Genomic DNA, 14,103 nt, shown 5'->3' with positions numbered 1-14,103 from the left:
CCCCAACTCGCAAGGGTACTGCCCTTCAGCAAAAGTCGCTCTCCGCTGGCGTCAAGAGGGACGTTTCCTACTTGGGCTAGGTCGCCTCAACAAGGCGTAATAGCATCCTATTTTAGGAAGGCTCGCCAAAACAGCCCGACCGGCGACCCATGTTTCGATGACGTCGAAATTGCTACGGAACGCAACGAGGTCAGCGCGATACCCAGGTGCGATAAGTCCCACTTAAGTTCATGCCAAGGAAGGTCGCGGGAGTGCGTGAGGCCATAGTCAATGCCCCAGTAAGAGTGAGACCGACCAATGCTACGGCGTTGCGTACGGCCTGGATCATTGTCAGATGGGCGCCCGCAAGTGTGCCGTCCGGGGCGGTCAAGCGATCATCTTGCAGCGTGATTCGTCTCCCCTGCAACTCAAATTGCCGATGATCTGTACCGATCAGGGGCATCGCATCTGTGATCAGCATCAGGCGATTGGCCCCTTTACACCGCGCGGCGATACGCAGGCTAACGGGATCGACGTGGATCCCGTCACAGTTGACGCCGGCGAATAGCCGATCGTCATCCAACGCGGCACCTACGACGCCCGGCTCGCGTGAGGTGAGTTGCGACATCGCATTGAAAAGATGGGTTATGCCGCTCATCCCGCGATCTGCAGCCGCTCTGACTTCAGCTGCGCTAGCGTCAGTATGGCCGGCAGAGACCCGAAAACCCATCTGGATCAATTCGTCAATGATTGACGATGCCACACATTCCGGGGCGATCGTCACGATGGAGCGACCATGCCGGCCGATGCTCTGCATTGCCAATAAATCGCGCCTCGTAAGCGCACCAATGTGACACTCAAGGTGGACGCCCTCGCGTGCTTTGCTGAGGGCCGGCCCTTCTAAGTGAAAGCCGAGAACGCCGGGTATTTGGATGCAGTCGGCCGCGGCCGCCGCCAGGCGCTCAATCACGTCGGTGAAATCGGTGATGAGGGTTGGTAGGCAGCTGGTCGTCCCAAACTCGCGGTGAGCCGCAACGATGCGGCACACGCCTTCTTCCGTCGTCTCGTCGTTGAGAAGGACACTGCCGCCGCCGTTTGCCTGGATATCAATGAAGCCAGGCGCAAGGATGGCGTCTTCGGGGAGGGCGACTGCTTCGGGCGAGTTTGCCTGTCCAAAGCTGACGCGTTCGATGATTCCGCCGGACGGTAACCTCCGCAGGACCTTGCATGCTGGTTCCGTCGAACATCTGCGGTGTAGCGATCTTGAAATGGGCCGTCGAATTGTCGTGGACCATGAAAGTTAACCGCTTGGCCGTTAGCGCAAAATCTACGGTCAACCCGAGGCAACAGGAAAGGTTCGGATTGGACCGGGCAGCCTGGTCACACTGGACCTACAACCGAGGTCTGTGCGTTGGAACGTCATGAGCGGAAAGGACCCACTTTACCTGGGAGTGGACGGCGGCAGCACGCAATGCCGGGCGCGCCTCGAGGATGAGGACGGCACGGTGCTCGGCGAGAGCGGCTCGGGGCCGGCAACCACGCGCCTTGGCATCGATCAGGCGTGGTCCTCGGTCATGCACGCCTGCACTGCTGCAGCGGCGCAGGCTGGACTGGCTGCCCGGGACTCCCCTGCGATCCACGCCGGAATCGGCATTGCTGGTCTCAGCCGGCGCGGCGCTCATACGGCCTTGATGCAGATTGCGCATCCTTTTGCATCTGTTCACTTCGTCAGCGACGGCCTCGTCGCATGTCTCGGAGCCCACGGTGGTGCGGATGGCGCAATCGTGGTGGCTGGTACGGGCTCCATCGGCGTTGGAATCGTCTGTGGCCGCGAACTGCGTGTTGGCGGATACGGCTTCCCGTCTCTGACCAGGGCAGTGGGGCTGATATCGGATTGCAGGTGATCCGACGCGCGCTGCTCGCGGCAGATGGACGCGGCGAGGGGTCGCCGCTGCTCAATGAGGTCTTTGCTCGGTTTGACTGCGACGCCCAGGCGGTTGCCTGGTCGGAGCAGGCGACAGCCTCGGACCATGCGGTCTTCGCGCCTATGGTGTTTCGGCACGCACTCCAGGGCGATTCAATTGGCCGGCGCATCGTCGAAGATGCTGCGGGCGCAATCGGTGATCTGCTCAACGTGTTCTTGCAGAGGGGCGTCGACCGCTTGTCATTAGTCGGTGGCCTATCGGCCGAGCTCGGAGCATGGCTGACGCCTGATTTGCGGGCCAGGCTCAGAGCACCGCACGCCGACGCAGTTGCTGGTGCGCTTATGGTGGCGCGCCGCCGATTTTCCCCTAATGAGGTGATTGCGGAAGGCGCGCCGGCTGTCACATTTCATGCGACCAGCGATGGCGGGCGGCTGATCTACGTCGGAGCCGGCACCTCGGGGCGAGTAGCCGTGCAAGACGGGGCAGAGTTGATGCCGACCTTCGCATGGCTTCAAGAGCGGGTCCCACTTCATCATTGCGGGCGGGCGCCGAGCCTTCGTCACCAGCGTCGAAGGCGCCGAGGACGATGTTGCCGAAGCGATCCGCCAGATCGATTCCGCCAAGCTGTCTGCGCAGGACGTGGTGATCGCGGTCGCTGCCAGCGGCACGACCCCTTTTACCGTGACAGCTTTGCAGCGTGCGGGTGCCTGTGGAGCGGTCACCATAGGCGTTGCAACCGTGCCACGCCGCTGCTGTTGTCTTCGAATTATCCCGTGCTAGTGGGGACCGGACGGGAATTGATCGCTGGCTCGACGAGGATGAAGGCGGGAACGGCGCAGAGGGTCGTGCTGAATTTGCTGTCCACGGCCATAATGGTGCGTCTTGGCCGCGTCTATCGCGGCATGATGGTCATGCGACCGACGAACTCAAAGCTGAAGCGGCGTGCGGAAGCCATGGTCGCTCGGATCGCGGGATGCAGCGAAGCGAAAGCCGCCTCCGCCCTCTCGCGAACGGGCGGAAATATCAAGACTGCCGCTCTTGTCGTGCTCGGCTATGACCTAGCGGAGGCTGAGAGCATTCTGTTGAGCCATAAAGGAAATCTGCGCCGTGTGCTCGACAATCGTAGCTGACAGAGGTGTGAACGATGGTGGAGACCGCACCTTCCGCGATGGCGCCCGAAATTGGCGAGAGCCCAGCAGTTGCGGCCCGCGTCATCCGCAGCCGCCCTTCGATCGCTGCCATTGCGCAACGCCTTAACGTCGAAGCTGCGCCGCTTGCTGTTCTGTGCGGCCGCGGAAGCTCCGGACACGCCGGGGTATTCTTGCGCTATCTCATTGAAACGCGGCTTCATCTGGCTGTCTCAGCGAGTGCACCTTCCGTTGTCACTGCCTTCCGCAAGCCCGTGACGCTGAGGAACGCGCTTTTCATCGTAATCTCGCAATCCGGGGCCAGCCCCCATCTCGTAGCTGCAACGCGGTCTGCGCGAGATTCGGGAGCTCGCACCGTTGCAATCGTCAATCTAGTGCCGTCTCCAGTCGCCGACGCGGCTGAATTCATCATTCCGGTCGAAGCAGGTACCGATCAGTCGGTAGCAGCTACAAAGACCATGATCGCCTCGATGGCCGCGGGCGCCGGACTTATCGCCGAGTTGGCCAATGATAAGGCTCTCCGATCAGCACTTGACCGGCTACCCGGGCGCCTCGATCGGGCGCCCGCTCTCGATTGGAGCAAACTATCTGCGGATCTCAAGAAAGCGTCCGCTATATTTGTGGCCTCGCGAGGTCTCGGGCTGGGCGTAGCTTACGAAAGCGCACTAAAGCTCGCCGAAGTTCTGCGGCTGCCGTCGTTGGCGTACAGCGCCGCTGAACTACAGCACGGCCCACGGGCCGCTTTGTCCTCCCGAACCCCCGTTATCATGATGCGTCTTGCCGACGAAACGGCCGCCGTCATCGATGCTGTCACGGCTGAACTACGCGAGAGCGGGATTGCGGTACATCTGTGTGGGGGACCCGATAGCAGTTTGCCGTGGCCTGGCGACGATCATCCCGCTACGGACGTCATCACAATGCTGGTGCCATTCTATCGCTTGATAGAACGTCTGGCGAGGGAATGGGGATTTGATCCCGATCGACCGCCCCAATTGAGAAAGGTGACATGGACCTTCTGAGCCGCTTTTCGAGTATACCGCCCACGTCTAAACAGGGGGGCGAGGGGCCATCTCTGCGCGCTCCGCTAATAGCAAACCGAGAGTTCAAAAGGAAGTTCTCGTACGGCATCGAGCCTTTGGGCTTTGCAACCTGTTGATTTATTGTTTCATCCATCACATTCCGGCGAGACCCAGCACGTCGGACATGGAGTATAGCCCAGGCTTCTTGCCATGCGCCCATAGGGCCGCCTTTAGCGCACCATAGGCGAACAGTATGCGGTCCTCAGCTTGATGCGAGAGTGTCAACCGCTCGAACGGCCCGGCAAACATCACCTGGTGGTCGCTGGTTACGGTGCCGCCACGCAGTGAGGCGAAGCCGATGTGGCCGCTCTTTCGCGGGCCGGTAATACCGTCGCGACCGCGAACGGAATGGTCTATCAGTGAAACGCCCCGGCCCTCGGCTGCGGCCTGTCCGAGCATCAGTGCAGTGCCAGAGGGTGCATCCACTTTTCGGCGGTGATGAGTCTCGACGATCTCGATATCGAAGTTCTCGTCGAGCGCCTTGGCCACACGCCGGACCACCGCGACGAGCAGGTTGACGCCGAGGCTCATACTGCCCGATTTGACAACGATGGCACGGTTCGTGACGCTCTTGATCACTGCGTCATCGGAGTCCGAGAGACCGGTCGTGCCGATGACGTGAACGATACCGCGCTCGGCCGCGATCGCGACGTTGGCGATTGTCGCTGCCGGTACGGTAAAATCGAGAATGCCATCGGCTTCCTTCGATACAGCCCAGAGATCGGCGGAGACCTTCACGCCGTTGGCGGGAAGACCGGCCAGCACACCGGCATCTTGACCGAGCAGCTCCGAGCCCGGCGTTGCCAACGCACCGACGAGCACCGCTCCTTGGCGCTCCGCGATGGCCCGCGTTAAAGCGCGGCCCATCCGGCCGCCGGCTCCGGCAACAATCAAGCGCATATCGGACATGGTGTGACCCTCAAAGACCATTGGTGTTGTTCCATTTGAATCCTCAGAGTGGACTTGTAAGTCTCCACTCGTTCACTGCCGCTGAGCTCATGCCTAACTCTGTCCACAGTCGTCCGAATATAACTCGCGTGCCGTCTTTTCTTGTCCCATCTTACGCCGGTCCGCCAGGCTGCCAACCGCACTTAAATTTCTCCCAATGAAAGTGCTGACTTGGTTGGCCAGGCGCATTTCACAGAATCCGCGCGGCTACTCTACAGAAGGTCCCTTTGGCTTACGAAGCATGAAATAGCCGCATGCTTGGCTTCCGAGCGCCCGCAAGACCGCGCGAGGGTAAGCGCACCATTTGTACAAAGTCGGAGGTGCACTCGCGAGCGGTTGCGGCGCCTCGCTGGGACCGGCTTAATGCCGCAGGTTCACAGGGAGAGAAACATGCCGAAATTCCCAGTTGCTGTGGCGTTTGTCGCTGTTCTCGCACTTGCAGGATGTGGGAGAGATCCCGGACCAAAAGGCGACCCGGGTCCGCAGGGCCCCGCCGGCCCGCAAGGTGCTCAGGGGATCCAGGGCGTTCTCGGTCCCCAGGGACCAGCCGGTGCACAAGGGCCGCAGGGGCCGCAAGGGCCGAAAGGCGACAAGGGGGAGAAGGGCGACCCTGCAACTGTTAACATCCGAGCGGTACAGGCAGATGGCGCCGTAAATTGCGATAACAGCGAAGCGCTGGTTTCTGTGTTCTGCCCGACCGGCGGCGCCTCCGACGGCGCAAAGTGCAGCACTTCGCCGACTGTCGGACTTTGCATGAAGAAGTAGGCCTGGTCCCAGTTTTGGGTTGCTCTTTATTTGTTGCAACCGGAATAGCCCACTTGCATCTCAGTCAACTCCCCGCCGGTCGTAAGGTCGGCGGGTTTTTCACGCCAAGGTGCGGTGTTCAACGGGCCTCGGATCTGCCACCATGTCGCGGAGTGTCGACGTGCGGGGCTGAGGCGGCGGTCACTGCTTTGACGAGGCATCGGGCTGCGCGTCGCGGGCAGGATTTTACACGTTCGTTGGCCGCCGTCCCGAGATTGTATTCTCCCGCACTCTGGGCGCCATCATACTGCGAACAAGCCATATTGCGCGGCACGGATGATGCCGAAGCCTTAAGTCTCGCTGCACTCGTGCAGGTTTGCCTCGGACATGAACTAGCGCGAAGCACCGAGCTGGCCGAAAGATCGATTGCTCTGAACTCCAATTCGCCCTTCAGTTGGTATGCTATCGGGCTGGCTAAGCTTGCAGCGGGGAATGCAGCCGAAGCAGTTACGGCGATCGGTCGTGGCATCCGGTTGAATCCCCGCGACCCAGCCGGATACGCCTATCTCGGATCGTATGCTTTGGCGCTCTTTGTGTTGAAGAATTATCAAGACGCCGTCAAACATGCGGTGCGGGCGTTGGCCGTTCGTCCAACTTGGGCACCGGCCCTTCGGATTAAGGCTGCTTCCTTAGCGAAGCTAGATATGACTGAAGATGCCAGGATGGCGTTGCTTCACGCTCGCAAGATAGATCCACATGGCTCAAGCTCGCTTATGGCGAGAATGATTCAACTTCCGCCGAGCGATCTCGAGAACTGCATTGGTGCTCTTAGGGTCGCGGGTTTAGATGGAGTAGAGCGCCACTTTTGGCGCGTTAACCCGTGCGAGCCACGCCTTGATGGCGAGATCTGCAATCTAAGCCAGTCTTTAAGCGGACCCCGGTGGCACCGCTATGCTGAGAACAAAGGAGGCATCTCTACGCTTGCCGTAACGGTGTCAGAGATCATGAGGTGGGCTTTCCGGGCAGATATCGCCCAACGAGTCCAGTACGTCCCGAATTTCAGCCATCGCTTGGTTCGGTGAAAGACCGGGCGGAGGATCCTGCTTCGCGATATTTAGGGCTCGGTCGCGTGCGTGAGGGTCGGCACGCTCCTGCATTCAGCCATGCTCCTCGCACTCGCGAATGGCGCCAGCTTCTTGCAGCACCGAGATTGCCCAGCCTCGAAGTGTGCGGATCGGTCGATATCGCTCTTTCGTCATCAGCATAGAGGTCGCTCCTGCCGGGACGAATCCTTCCGGCCCTGGCTGGTTCCGTGCGATTAGCACAGGGCAGGGATTCTACTTTGCAGAGCCTCAGTCTTGTCCACGTGTTCCGCGTCCTGTGCAGAACTAGGTCGTGGTCTCTGGGTCTTCCTTTTCGCCGGTTGCGACGATCTTAAGCGTGCCATCAGGAAGTGTGCGCTGCAGCGCCTTGGCCCCTTCCCAAGGGGCACGCAGCCAAGTGTCATATTCTTCCGTAGTCGTCAGAATCGCTGGCATTGCTTTTGGGTGGACGCGTTTCACCTCCGCATTCGGCTCGCAGGTTAGGAAACCGAAGATATCGATCGTGACTTCTCCTTCCTTGACTTTCCGCACCGATGTCCAATTCGTCCAGATGCCCGCGAAGGCGACGAGGGGACGAGAAGCGTCGAGAGCGAACCACACGGGCACCTTCTTGTCCTCGATCGTGTCGTACTCGGAAAATGACGTCAGCGGGACCAGACAGCGATTGTCCGGTCCGAGCCAGCGCGGCCAATGTTTGCTGTTGGTGTTGCGGATGTTGGTCATGCCGCCGTCTGGCTCCATCCGGAGCAGTTCCTTGAAGTCGACCGTCTTGCCCTTCGCCTGGAGCTTCTCAACTCGCTTCTTCGTCGCCTTCATCAGGGCATCCGACGAGCACGGCATGCCCCACCGTGCCATGACGATCTCTCGCCCCTCCGATGCATTTCGCATGATCGGTGCTGGATAATCCGGAAAGATGCCCGAATGCTCGGCAAGTTGCCGACGCTGCTACTGAGCGCACCGAACAAGTGACGGATCGCGTCCACGTTCTTCGTCATCGAGTAGAGATTGCACACGTCAAGTCTCCGAAGTGGTCTCGCGAGGGCGTGCCGTCAGTTGCAGGAGCGTGGCGGACGGCCGACGGCCGGCCTTCGCGCACTTGCTACAGCGGAGCCGGCTCGACAAGTCGTGAACCGCCGTCGCCGGCGGGTGCCGCAACGCAGCCAGATCGACATCCCTTTTTGTCTTGCAGCGCGATATCTAACCATGAGTAAGCTTGGTCGATTGTGGGGGAGGGATCGATTGGTCCTCCGTCAGCCCACATCTTCTCGTTCCAAGATTCACACAGCAGCTTGTCGGCTTGACGGATGAGGGCTTCGGCCGATTGCAGCCCGAGAATCGTGGTCATCGCACGGGACTTGCTGAGCTCTTTGCCGAGTGCCTTTCGGCCGCTTCCGGAGAGTGGTGTCGGATGGTACTTGGGCGCCATTCGCCGGCCTAGTCGAACGTCGGCCAGCAGCCGTCCTCTTCGTAACGGCCTGTACGCTGAGTACAGGTATTGTCCAATAGCCGCTGGCCGACCTCCTTCCAGGCCGCGTCTGGACCATAGAGGCGGGTGGCGTCGACCTTCTGGATCTCAACCAGCCTGCCGCACCGGCGGCAGCCCACCCGTAAGACATGCTGAGGAATCTGGCTTAGCCGCCGCGTCCCGGTCCCGGAAGGGCTCTCGGTAAAAAGAGTGGGTCCATAGCCGGTCGCGAACAGCAGGCTTTACGGAACTTCGCGGGTGATCTAGTTTCCAGCCATGTTCGGAAAAAACAAGCTAGATCGATACAAGCACGAAGAATACGCCTACTTTAGATCGTCTCCGGAAGTCTTAGCGGCGATTGAGGTGGTGACCGAGGACGATATCCGGGACGCTGATGGAAGCGCGCGGCGCGTCTGGGAATATAATGAGCGCGAAGCCGAGGTGCTCCAGTATATAAACGCGCAAAAATGGCAGCCTCGAGCTCTGATTTGGTGTGATGCCGTGTGGGCCAGCCATAACGGGACCGAGTTCGTTCAGACGCGGTTTCGTCATGTTGTCCACCATGGCGATAAGTTCTTTGAGTTTGACTGCCTGAACAAGGCGGCTCTAGCGCGTGCGAAATCAACCCTCACGAAAGAACCGGGGACTATCGCGTGGATCGATGGGTTCGAACGTAAATCCCATTTCTGGGATATTGGGGCAAATATCGGGACCTTTTCGATTTATGCCGCGGTGATTCGAGATTGTGTGGTCACGTCCTTTGAGCCGGCCGCGGCAAACTTCACGGCGTTGAATCGGAATATCATTGCGAACAAGCTTGACAAGAAAATGAGGGCGCTAGCTGTCGCGGTTGACGCACAGTGCAAGGTTGCTGATCTGCACATGCGGGATAACGAAGAAGCAAGCGCCCTGCATGCTTTCGGGACATCGACTGACTATCAGGGGGAGACGTTCATGCCGTCGCATCTTCAAGGCGCGCTAGGCGTTTCGATCGATGCTCTTGTTTCTGTTTTCGGAATGCCGACCCCGAACTACGTCAAGATCGACGTGGACGGACTTGAGCGCGCCGTGGTGGCAGGCGGTCGACAGACATTTGCCGATCCTCAGTGTAAGTCTGTGCTGGTCGAGCTTGATCTGAACGATCTCTCCGAGGTCAGCCAGATTACCGACGTCATGAAGGCCTGCGGCATGTACCGGGACGATAATGTGCCGGGGAATACCGGGCGCGACCACGGCAAGGTCATGGTCTACAACATGATTTTCAGGCGCTAGCTCAGCTGAGCAAATAAGGACGCCAAGTGTTGGATGAGCTGCCGCGGCGACTGTTTACTGCCCTAAACAATAATTTCGAAACAGTGCAGCCGGCGTGAACCACCAGCACCCTCCAATGAAGCTTGCTCCCGCGAAAAGCGGCGGCGCGAGCGCCAGGATCGCGGTGACCCAGAAGTTTATCTCGAGATCCTGATCGGGCTGATTGCTCATCGTGAGTTCCCTATCTCGTAGCAACCTAATTTACGTCGACTAAATGGAACTTGGAACTAGCGCCAAGGTTGCGCTCTAGTCTTTCTGAGTGGTTCAATACTCGGGACTCAGGATGAGGGCTATTGCATGGCGATTGCAGCGAATGAACAGGGTGATCGGGTCTTTCGGCCAGAATTCACGCGATCAGCAACAGCGTTTGCCTTCAGGACAATTTGTGCCGCAAACATCGGAGTGATGTTCTATTTGTTCGAGTTGGCGGTGAATGATTCTCTGTTCAAAGCATCGGCAATTTTCGTATTGATCACCTATCTCTCCATGTTCAACTACTGGAGGAGATTTCTCGGTCCGGTCGCCATACTTCTCCTCCTTTTCGCGCTGGCGCGTTGGTTAGGCATCGATTTCGCTGCGGAGTTCGCCAGGTTTAGATAGAGGCTGCAAACTTGATGTGTTTCGCCGTCTAAGCCAAGCCGAAGGCTTGTAGGCCCTACGAGGGGCCTCCAAATCAGCTCGGTGCGGCGGCCGACTTGCATGTTCATCCCGAGTTATTGTCGGCTCGGCAGGGGCTTGCAGGTCATCGCAGCCCCCGTCCGCCAGAAGTGCACTCTCCCGCGAACGACAATCTGTGAAATGAGGCGCGCCGGGGCGCGGGTATACTGGATTTGCCAGCCGACGTGGGAGAGCTCTTGGTAGGCGTCGCTGTGAATAGTCGCGCGACAGCCGTAATGAGCGGCAGCTGATCACCCACTGCCGACGGCGCAGTTTCCTCGATGTTCTTTGGTCCCGCGCCAGCGGAGCGCGGCACGTCGCCCGGCTGTTCTTTCGATTTACAGCATCGCAAGAGTGCTGTGGGGCGCTGATCTTCGCTGTAGCCCAGAAGGAGTCGGACAACAATTTTTTCAGGCTGCGCCACTGGCAAATGCCGGACCTACTAAAGGCCCTGTTCCGCGCCTACGGCGATCTTTCGGACGAGACACGCGCCAAGCTGCCCCTCAAACAGATATGGGCACCAATTTCGGCCGATGCCGCGCGATGAGCTTTGTTCCGCCTCCAGCTAGCGGTAGCCGAGGGAGTAGTCCGCCGGGTTGTGGGTCGGTCCAGCCGTAGCCGAGACCTAAACGCGGCGACTCTCTGATCAAGAAGATCTTCGACAGCTGTGGTCCAGGACCGGCAATGCGGGGCCCATCCGGCTGCCGCGCCCGGCAATCAAATGCTTGGGCAGACAAACACCCGAACCGGGACGGCAAGAAAGCCCATCCCCTGTGCGATCAAGCCTGCGATGGCGAGAACCCGACGCGCGCGCTGCTGTACAATATTGCCCTTGGCAGCTGCGTAATCTGATCCGGGAGAACGGGCTGCCATTAAAGCCCATCCCGAAGCCACGGCCCGCCAGTTCGCATGCATTGGTTGACGGAAGAGCTGGTGGCCCTCGGGCACGACGTGACGCTATTCGCCAGCGGCGACTCGCAGACATCACACGCCTTGTTCTGCAACGACGCCCAGATCAGCAAGGCCTATCCGAGTGAATCCGACGTCTGGAAGCTCGCGTATAGGAGCGGCCTGGTCGTGGACGTCAGCGCCGACGAGGAGCGTCCCGGGCCACGCCGGGTGCTCGACAACGACTACGAGATCAGGCCCTGCCGGGTCGCCCAGGGTGAGGACCCCCCCCAAAACAAGGCCGAGGCCGACCGCCAGTCGACGATGGAGCTCGAGCTGCTCTGGCCGCCGGTACCGTGCAGGCTCAGCAGGGCATGTCTCGTAAAGGCTTTGTCCGCAGTTTAGATAGCTGCAAGCAGCTTGCTGCCGAGCGTGGGTTCTCGAGTGCGGGCGGAATAATGAAGGGACAAGGCCGCGCAAAGCGAAAGTTTGTCATCAACTCCATGCGCGGCAAACAAACCTGAACGAAGGCATTGAAAACCCGCAGGCCGTCGACGTCGGGGGTTTTTATGATCCCAGGGATCGATTCGGAGACATCTCGGTTAGACGAGCATGGGCATCCATGCGATGACGCGGGCGCTATTGGTCGGCCTTCCTGGCCTACTTGTCTCTGCTTGCGGCTCTGATCAGTTCACTTCAGCTCCTGCAGTTCGATCAGCAGCGCCATGGGCGCGAGACCTCAGTGAACCGCCCCCAAGTCGACGGCCGGCTGAAACGGCGATCTCAGGTATTAAAGCGGACTTGAATGCTGCGCGCGCGAAAGCTTCGCGTTGATCTGAGTTCGACAGCAAAGACAGCGCGCGTCGGTTCACGCTGGCGGGCCGCTGTGCTAGTGATTGCAGCGCCGCGCCAATCGTGCGGAACGTCGCGGCTAGGGCCGCAGGAGCCGCCCCACAGCGGTTCCTGCGGCCCTTTGTCTGGAAGGGCTGTGCGGATTCGGCCACAGCAAACCAGATTGAGAGGGGACGCGGGAACGTCCTCTCTGCCTCTGGCTTGATGCTGCGGCGACGGTCTCGGTCCCACGGGGCAGGAACCTATCCGGAGCCCCAGCATCATCATGCCCCCGGCCGATGCTGGGGCCGCCACGGGACTATTTGTAAGCCTCTGATTTCCACTCTGGAAGTCCGGCCGCACCTCCTTCGCTATGCTCCAGCCGGGCTTTGCGCGACGTCAATGACATGGCGATCGGGCCCGACAGTGATCACGATCGTGTAGCTCTTTTGAGCTCCGCCCTGGTCGGTCGGTGGCGCAAGGTGCAGTTGGCCTCTGTACCATTCGGCGGGCAGGAGGGTGTTGTCCTTGATCACCGCCTGCTCGAGCACGGCCATGCTGCGCTGACCTGTCTCAATGATCGCAGAGATCATTGCTTCGTTCTGCGCGGCCGCGCTGTTTTGTGCAATCGCCGCTGCCGTCGGGCTGTAAAACGTGCCGATGCGGCCGCTCGGCGTCGTGTAGCTTTCATAGCCGGCCCGAGAGGCGCTGTATGCGTTGGCGCCAGCTGCAACGCCGCTGAGCAGCGCAGCGGCGACCTGCCGGTTCTTTTCCTCCTGAACCAGCATCTCGTAGGTGACGATCTTCATTTCGAAGTCCGATCCGGCGGCGTGCTGCACCGCTTCGACTTGTCCGACCCGAAACTCGACGGGTTGGCGGCTCAGCTTATTGATGCCCACCACGAACACGGGCCGGCCGTTCGCTTGGAGCTGACGTGCTGCCGGTCGGACGAGGACCACGGAGCTTTTCTGTCGAGATGACGAGGGCAGGCTGTCCGTCTCTCATGAGAGCTTGTTGCTGCGGATTGGAGGCCTTGAATGAGACCGTCTCGTCGGCCGTCATGCAGCCGGCCAGCATGGCGCACGCCGCCGTCATCATGAAAATGCGCATACTGAAATCCCCCCTCGAAAGGGATTAGGCAAGCTCAACCGCTGCGCGAGATCAATAGGCCCTTCGCCAAACCGGTAAAAATACGGATGAAGCGTGACCGGTAAGCGAGCGCAAGGGCGGTTTGGCGATAACCCCCTTCGGTTAATGGGGCCTGTTCTCAGCGAGCCGGACCTTCTCTCTCAATCTCTCCAGGTCAGCCATTGCTTTAAGCAATCTCATCAGATCGGCGACCATGTGTGTCAGAGTGGGTTTGCGCTTCTTTAAGACTCGAGATTTCTGTTTCATCGAGAAACGGCTCCCTGCCAGGACCGACGGAGATTGACCGGCTTCGCAAGGAACATGCCATCGGAGTGCGGCCGACGATTTCACGCCACAAAGGGCTGGAGGCTTGGGCAGGGACTATCGGGAGGGCGGCCCCTCCCATCCGTGGGATTGGCGCGTGATCTGGCCTGTGATGTCGATCTCCCGCTCGTCAGAGAGGCGCCAGGCTGCCACTCCGAAGCAGATGGTCAGAATCACGGCTGTTGTTAGCAGCAGCATCGACAGAAAATGGCTCACGCCTACACCCCTGAACTCGACGCACTGGCGAGCGACCACGTAACGTCGATTCGGAAAATGCAGATGCGTTGACCTAAGTTTGGAATACCCCCAAGCTTATGTGGGAGAGAGCAAGTAGCCCCGGTCGCACTCGCTATTCGGTCCAAGCCACGCCACTCGCGGCGGTAATTGGGTATTCGGTTCCGCCTGATGTTTGGGGATCGAGTCAATCAGGCCCAACTCCACCAAGCGCGCGACGAGTTCGTGATCGAACAGTGGAGTGCTGATCCACGGTTCGGTAGATAGCTGTTTCAGGAACGCGCGCTCGAAGTCGGTTAAGTCCATGGTTGCCTCTCTAGAGACAACTTGAGCTGCTGC

11 protein-coding genes and 5 pseudogenes are annotated in these 14,103 nt (G+C 59.7%); 6 read left to right on the top strand and 10 right to left on the bottom strand.

Going from position 1 to position 14,103, the window contains the following annotated elements:
* Positions 1-190: 190 nt before the first annotated feature.
* A complete protein-coding gene (locus GA0061098_RS19305; RefSeq protein ID WP_245323437.1) occupies positions 191-1,084 on the bottom strand; it encodes an N-acetylglucosamine-6-phosphate deacetylase in 894 nt (297 codons plus the stop codon).
* A gap of 316 nt (positions 1,085-1,400) precedes the next feature.
* Between GA0061098_RS19305 and GA0061098_RS47235 the strand changes: the two genes are divergently transcribed.
* From GA0061098_RS47235 to GA0061098_RS19295, 3 genes are read left to right on the top strand one after another with little or no spacing between them, the layout of a single operon-like run.
* Positions 1,401-1,883, top strand: a complete 483-nt coding sequence (locus GA0061098_RS47235; protein ID WP_347337534.1) for a glucosamine kinase nucleotide-binding domain-containing protein — start codon at positions 1,401-1,403, stop codon at positions 1,881-1,883.
* Positions 1,880-3,034 carry a hypothetical protein gene (locus tag GA0061098_RS47230; protein WP_347337535.1) on the top strand — a complete coding sequence of 385 codons (1,155 nt, stop codon included), beginning with the start codon at positions 1,880-1,882 and terminating at the stop codon, positions 3,032-3,034. Before GA0061098_RS47235 ends, GA0061098_RS47230 begins: the two co-directional genes overlap by 4 nt.
* Positions 3,035-3,048: 14 nt before the next feature.
* Positions 3,049-4,071, top strand: coding sequence for an SIS domain-containing protein (locus GA0061098_RS19295; RefSeq protein ID WP_245323430.1), 1,023 nt, complete (start codon positions 3,049-3,051; stop codon positions 4,069-4,071).
* Positions 4,072-4,224: 153 nt separating this feature from the next.
* Here the strand turns inward: GA0061098_RS19295 and dapB are convergent, their stop codons facing one another.
* The 5 genes and pseudogenes from dapB to GA0061098_RS46150 all read right to left on the bottom strand — a co-directional run.
* Positions 4,225-5,040: a 4-hydroxy-tetrahydrodipicolinate reductase gene (dapB, locus tag GA0061098_RS19290; protein WP_091959574.1), complete on the bottom strand. Its 816-nt coding sequence runs from the start codon at positions 5,038-5,040 to the stop codon at positions 4,225-4,227.
* A 1,778-nt stretch (positions 5,041-6,818) separates the two neighbouring features.
* Positions 6,819-7,088: pseudogene (locus tag GA0061098_RS46155) on the bottom strand (hypothetical protein).
* Positions 7,089-7,211: 123 nt separating this feature from the next.
* A pseudogene (locus GA0061098_RS19275) lies at positions 7,212-7,939 on the bottom strand (SOS response-associated peptidase).
* Between the two features lies 1 nt (position 7,940).
* Positions 7,941-8,352: pseudogene (locus GA0061098_RS19270) on the bottom strand (hypothetical protein).
* Between the two features lie 8 nt (positions 8,353-8,360).
* A pseudogene (locus GA0061098_RS46150) lies at positions 8,361-8,564 on the bottom strand (hypothetical protein); the annotation flags it as partial.
* A 193-nt stretch (positions 8,565-8,757) separates the two neighbouring features.
* Between GA0061098_RS46150 and GA0061098_RS19260 the strand changes: the two are divergent.
* Positions 8,758-9,663: an FkbM family methyltransferase gene (locus GA0061098_RS19260; protein ID WP_165637469.1), complete on the top strand. Its 906-nt coding sequence runs from the start codon at positions 8,758-8,760 to the stop codon at positions 9,661-9,663.
* A gap of 54 nt (positions 9,664-9,717) precedes the next feature.
* Here the strand turns inward: GA0061098_RS19260 and GA0061098_RS45085 are convergent, their stop codons facing one another.
* Complete coding sequence (locus GA0061098_RS45085; protein WP_165637468.1) at positions 9,718-9,873, bottom strand: hypothetical protein; 156 nt, start codon at positions 9,871-9,873, stop codon at positions 9,718-9,720.
* Positions 9,874-9,999: 126 nt separating this feature from the next.
* Here GA0061098_RS45085 and GA0061098_RS43885 point away from each other — a divergent pair, with 126 nt between their 5' ends.
* Together GA0061098_RS43885 and GA0061098_RS19250 are read left to right on the top strand one after the other, a co-directional pair.
* Complete coding sequence (locus GA0061098_RS43885; protein WP_129590892.1) at positions 10,000-10,302, top strand: hypothetical protein; 303 nt, start codon at positions 10,000-10,002, stop codon at positions 10,300-10,302.
* Between the two features lie 1,050 nt (positions 10,303-11,352).
* A pseudogene (locus tag GA0061098_RS19250) lies at positions 11,353-11,586 on the top strand (hypothetical protein); the annotation flags it as partial.
* 863 nt (positions 11,587-12,449) lie between these two features.
* Here GA0061098_RS19250 and GA0061098_RS19245 read toward each other — a convergent pair.
* The 3 genes from GA0061098_RS19245 to GA0061098_RS19235 form a co-directional block, all read right to left on the bottom strand.
* The gene (locus GA0061098_RS19245) at positions 12,450-12,986 is read right to left on the bottom strand and encodes a hypothetical protein (protein WP_129590891.1); all 537 of its coding nucleotides are present in this window, start codon (positions 12,984-12,986) and stop codon (positions 12,450-12,452) included.
* Positions 12,964-13,188, bottom strand: a complete 225-nt coding sequence (locus tag GA0061098_RS43875) for a hypothetical protein (RefSeq protein ID WP_129590890.1) — start codon at positions 13,186-13,188, stop codon at positions 12,964-12,966. The genes GA0061098_RS19245 and GA0061098_RS43875 overlap by 23 nt, the downstream gene beginning before the upstream one ends.
* Positions 13,189-13,842: 654 nt before the next feature.
* Positions 13,843-14,070, bottom strand: a complete 228-nt coding sequence (locus GA0061098_RS19235) for a hypothetical protein (RefSeq protein WP_091959290.1) — start codon at positions 14,068-14,070, stop codon at positions 13,843-13,845.
* Positions 14,071-14,103: the final 33 nt, after the last annotated feature.

This window comes from Bradyrhizobium shewense, from assembly GCF_900094605.1.
Lineage (GTDB): Bacteria > Pseudomonadota > Alphaproteobacteria > Rhizobiales > Xanthobacteraceae > Bradyrhizobium > Bradyrhizobium shewense.
The sequence above is the reverse complement of the archived record's forward strand: the minus strand, read 5'-3'. Positions and strand labels throughout refer to the sequence as shown.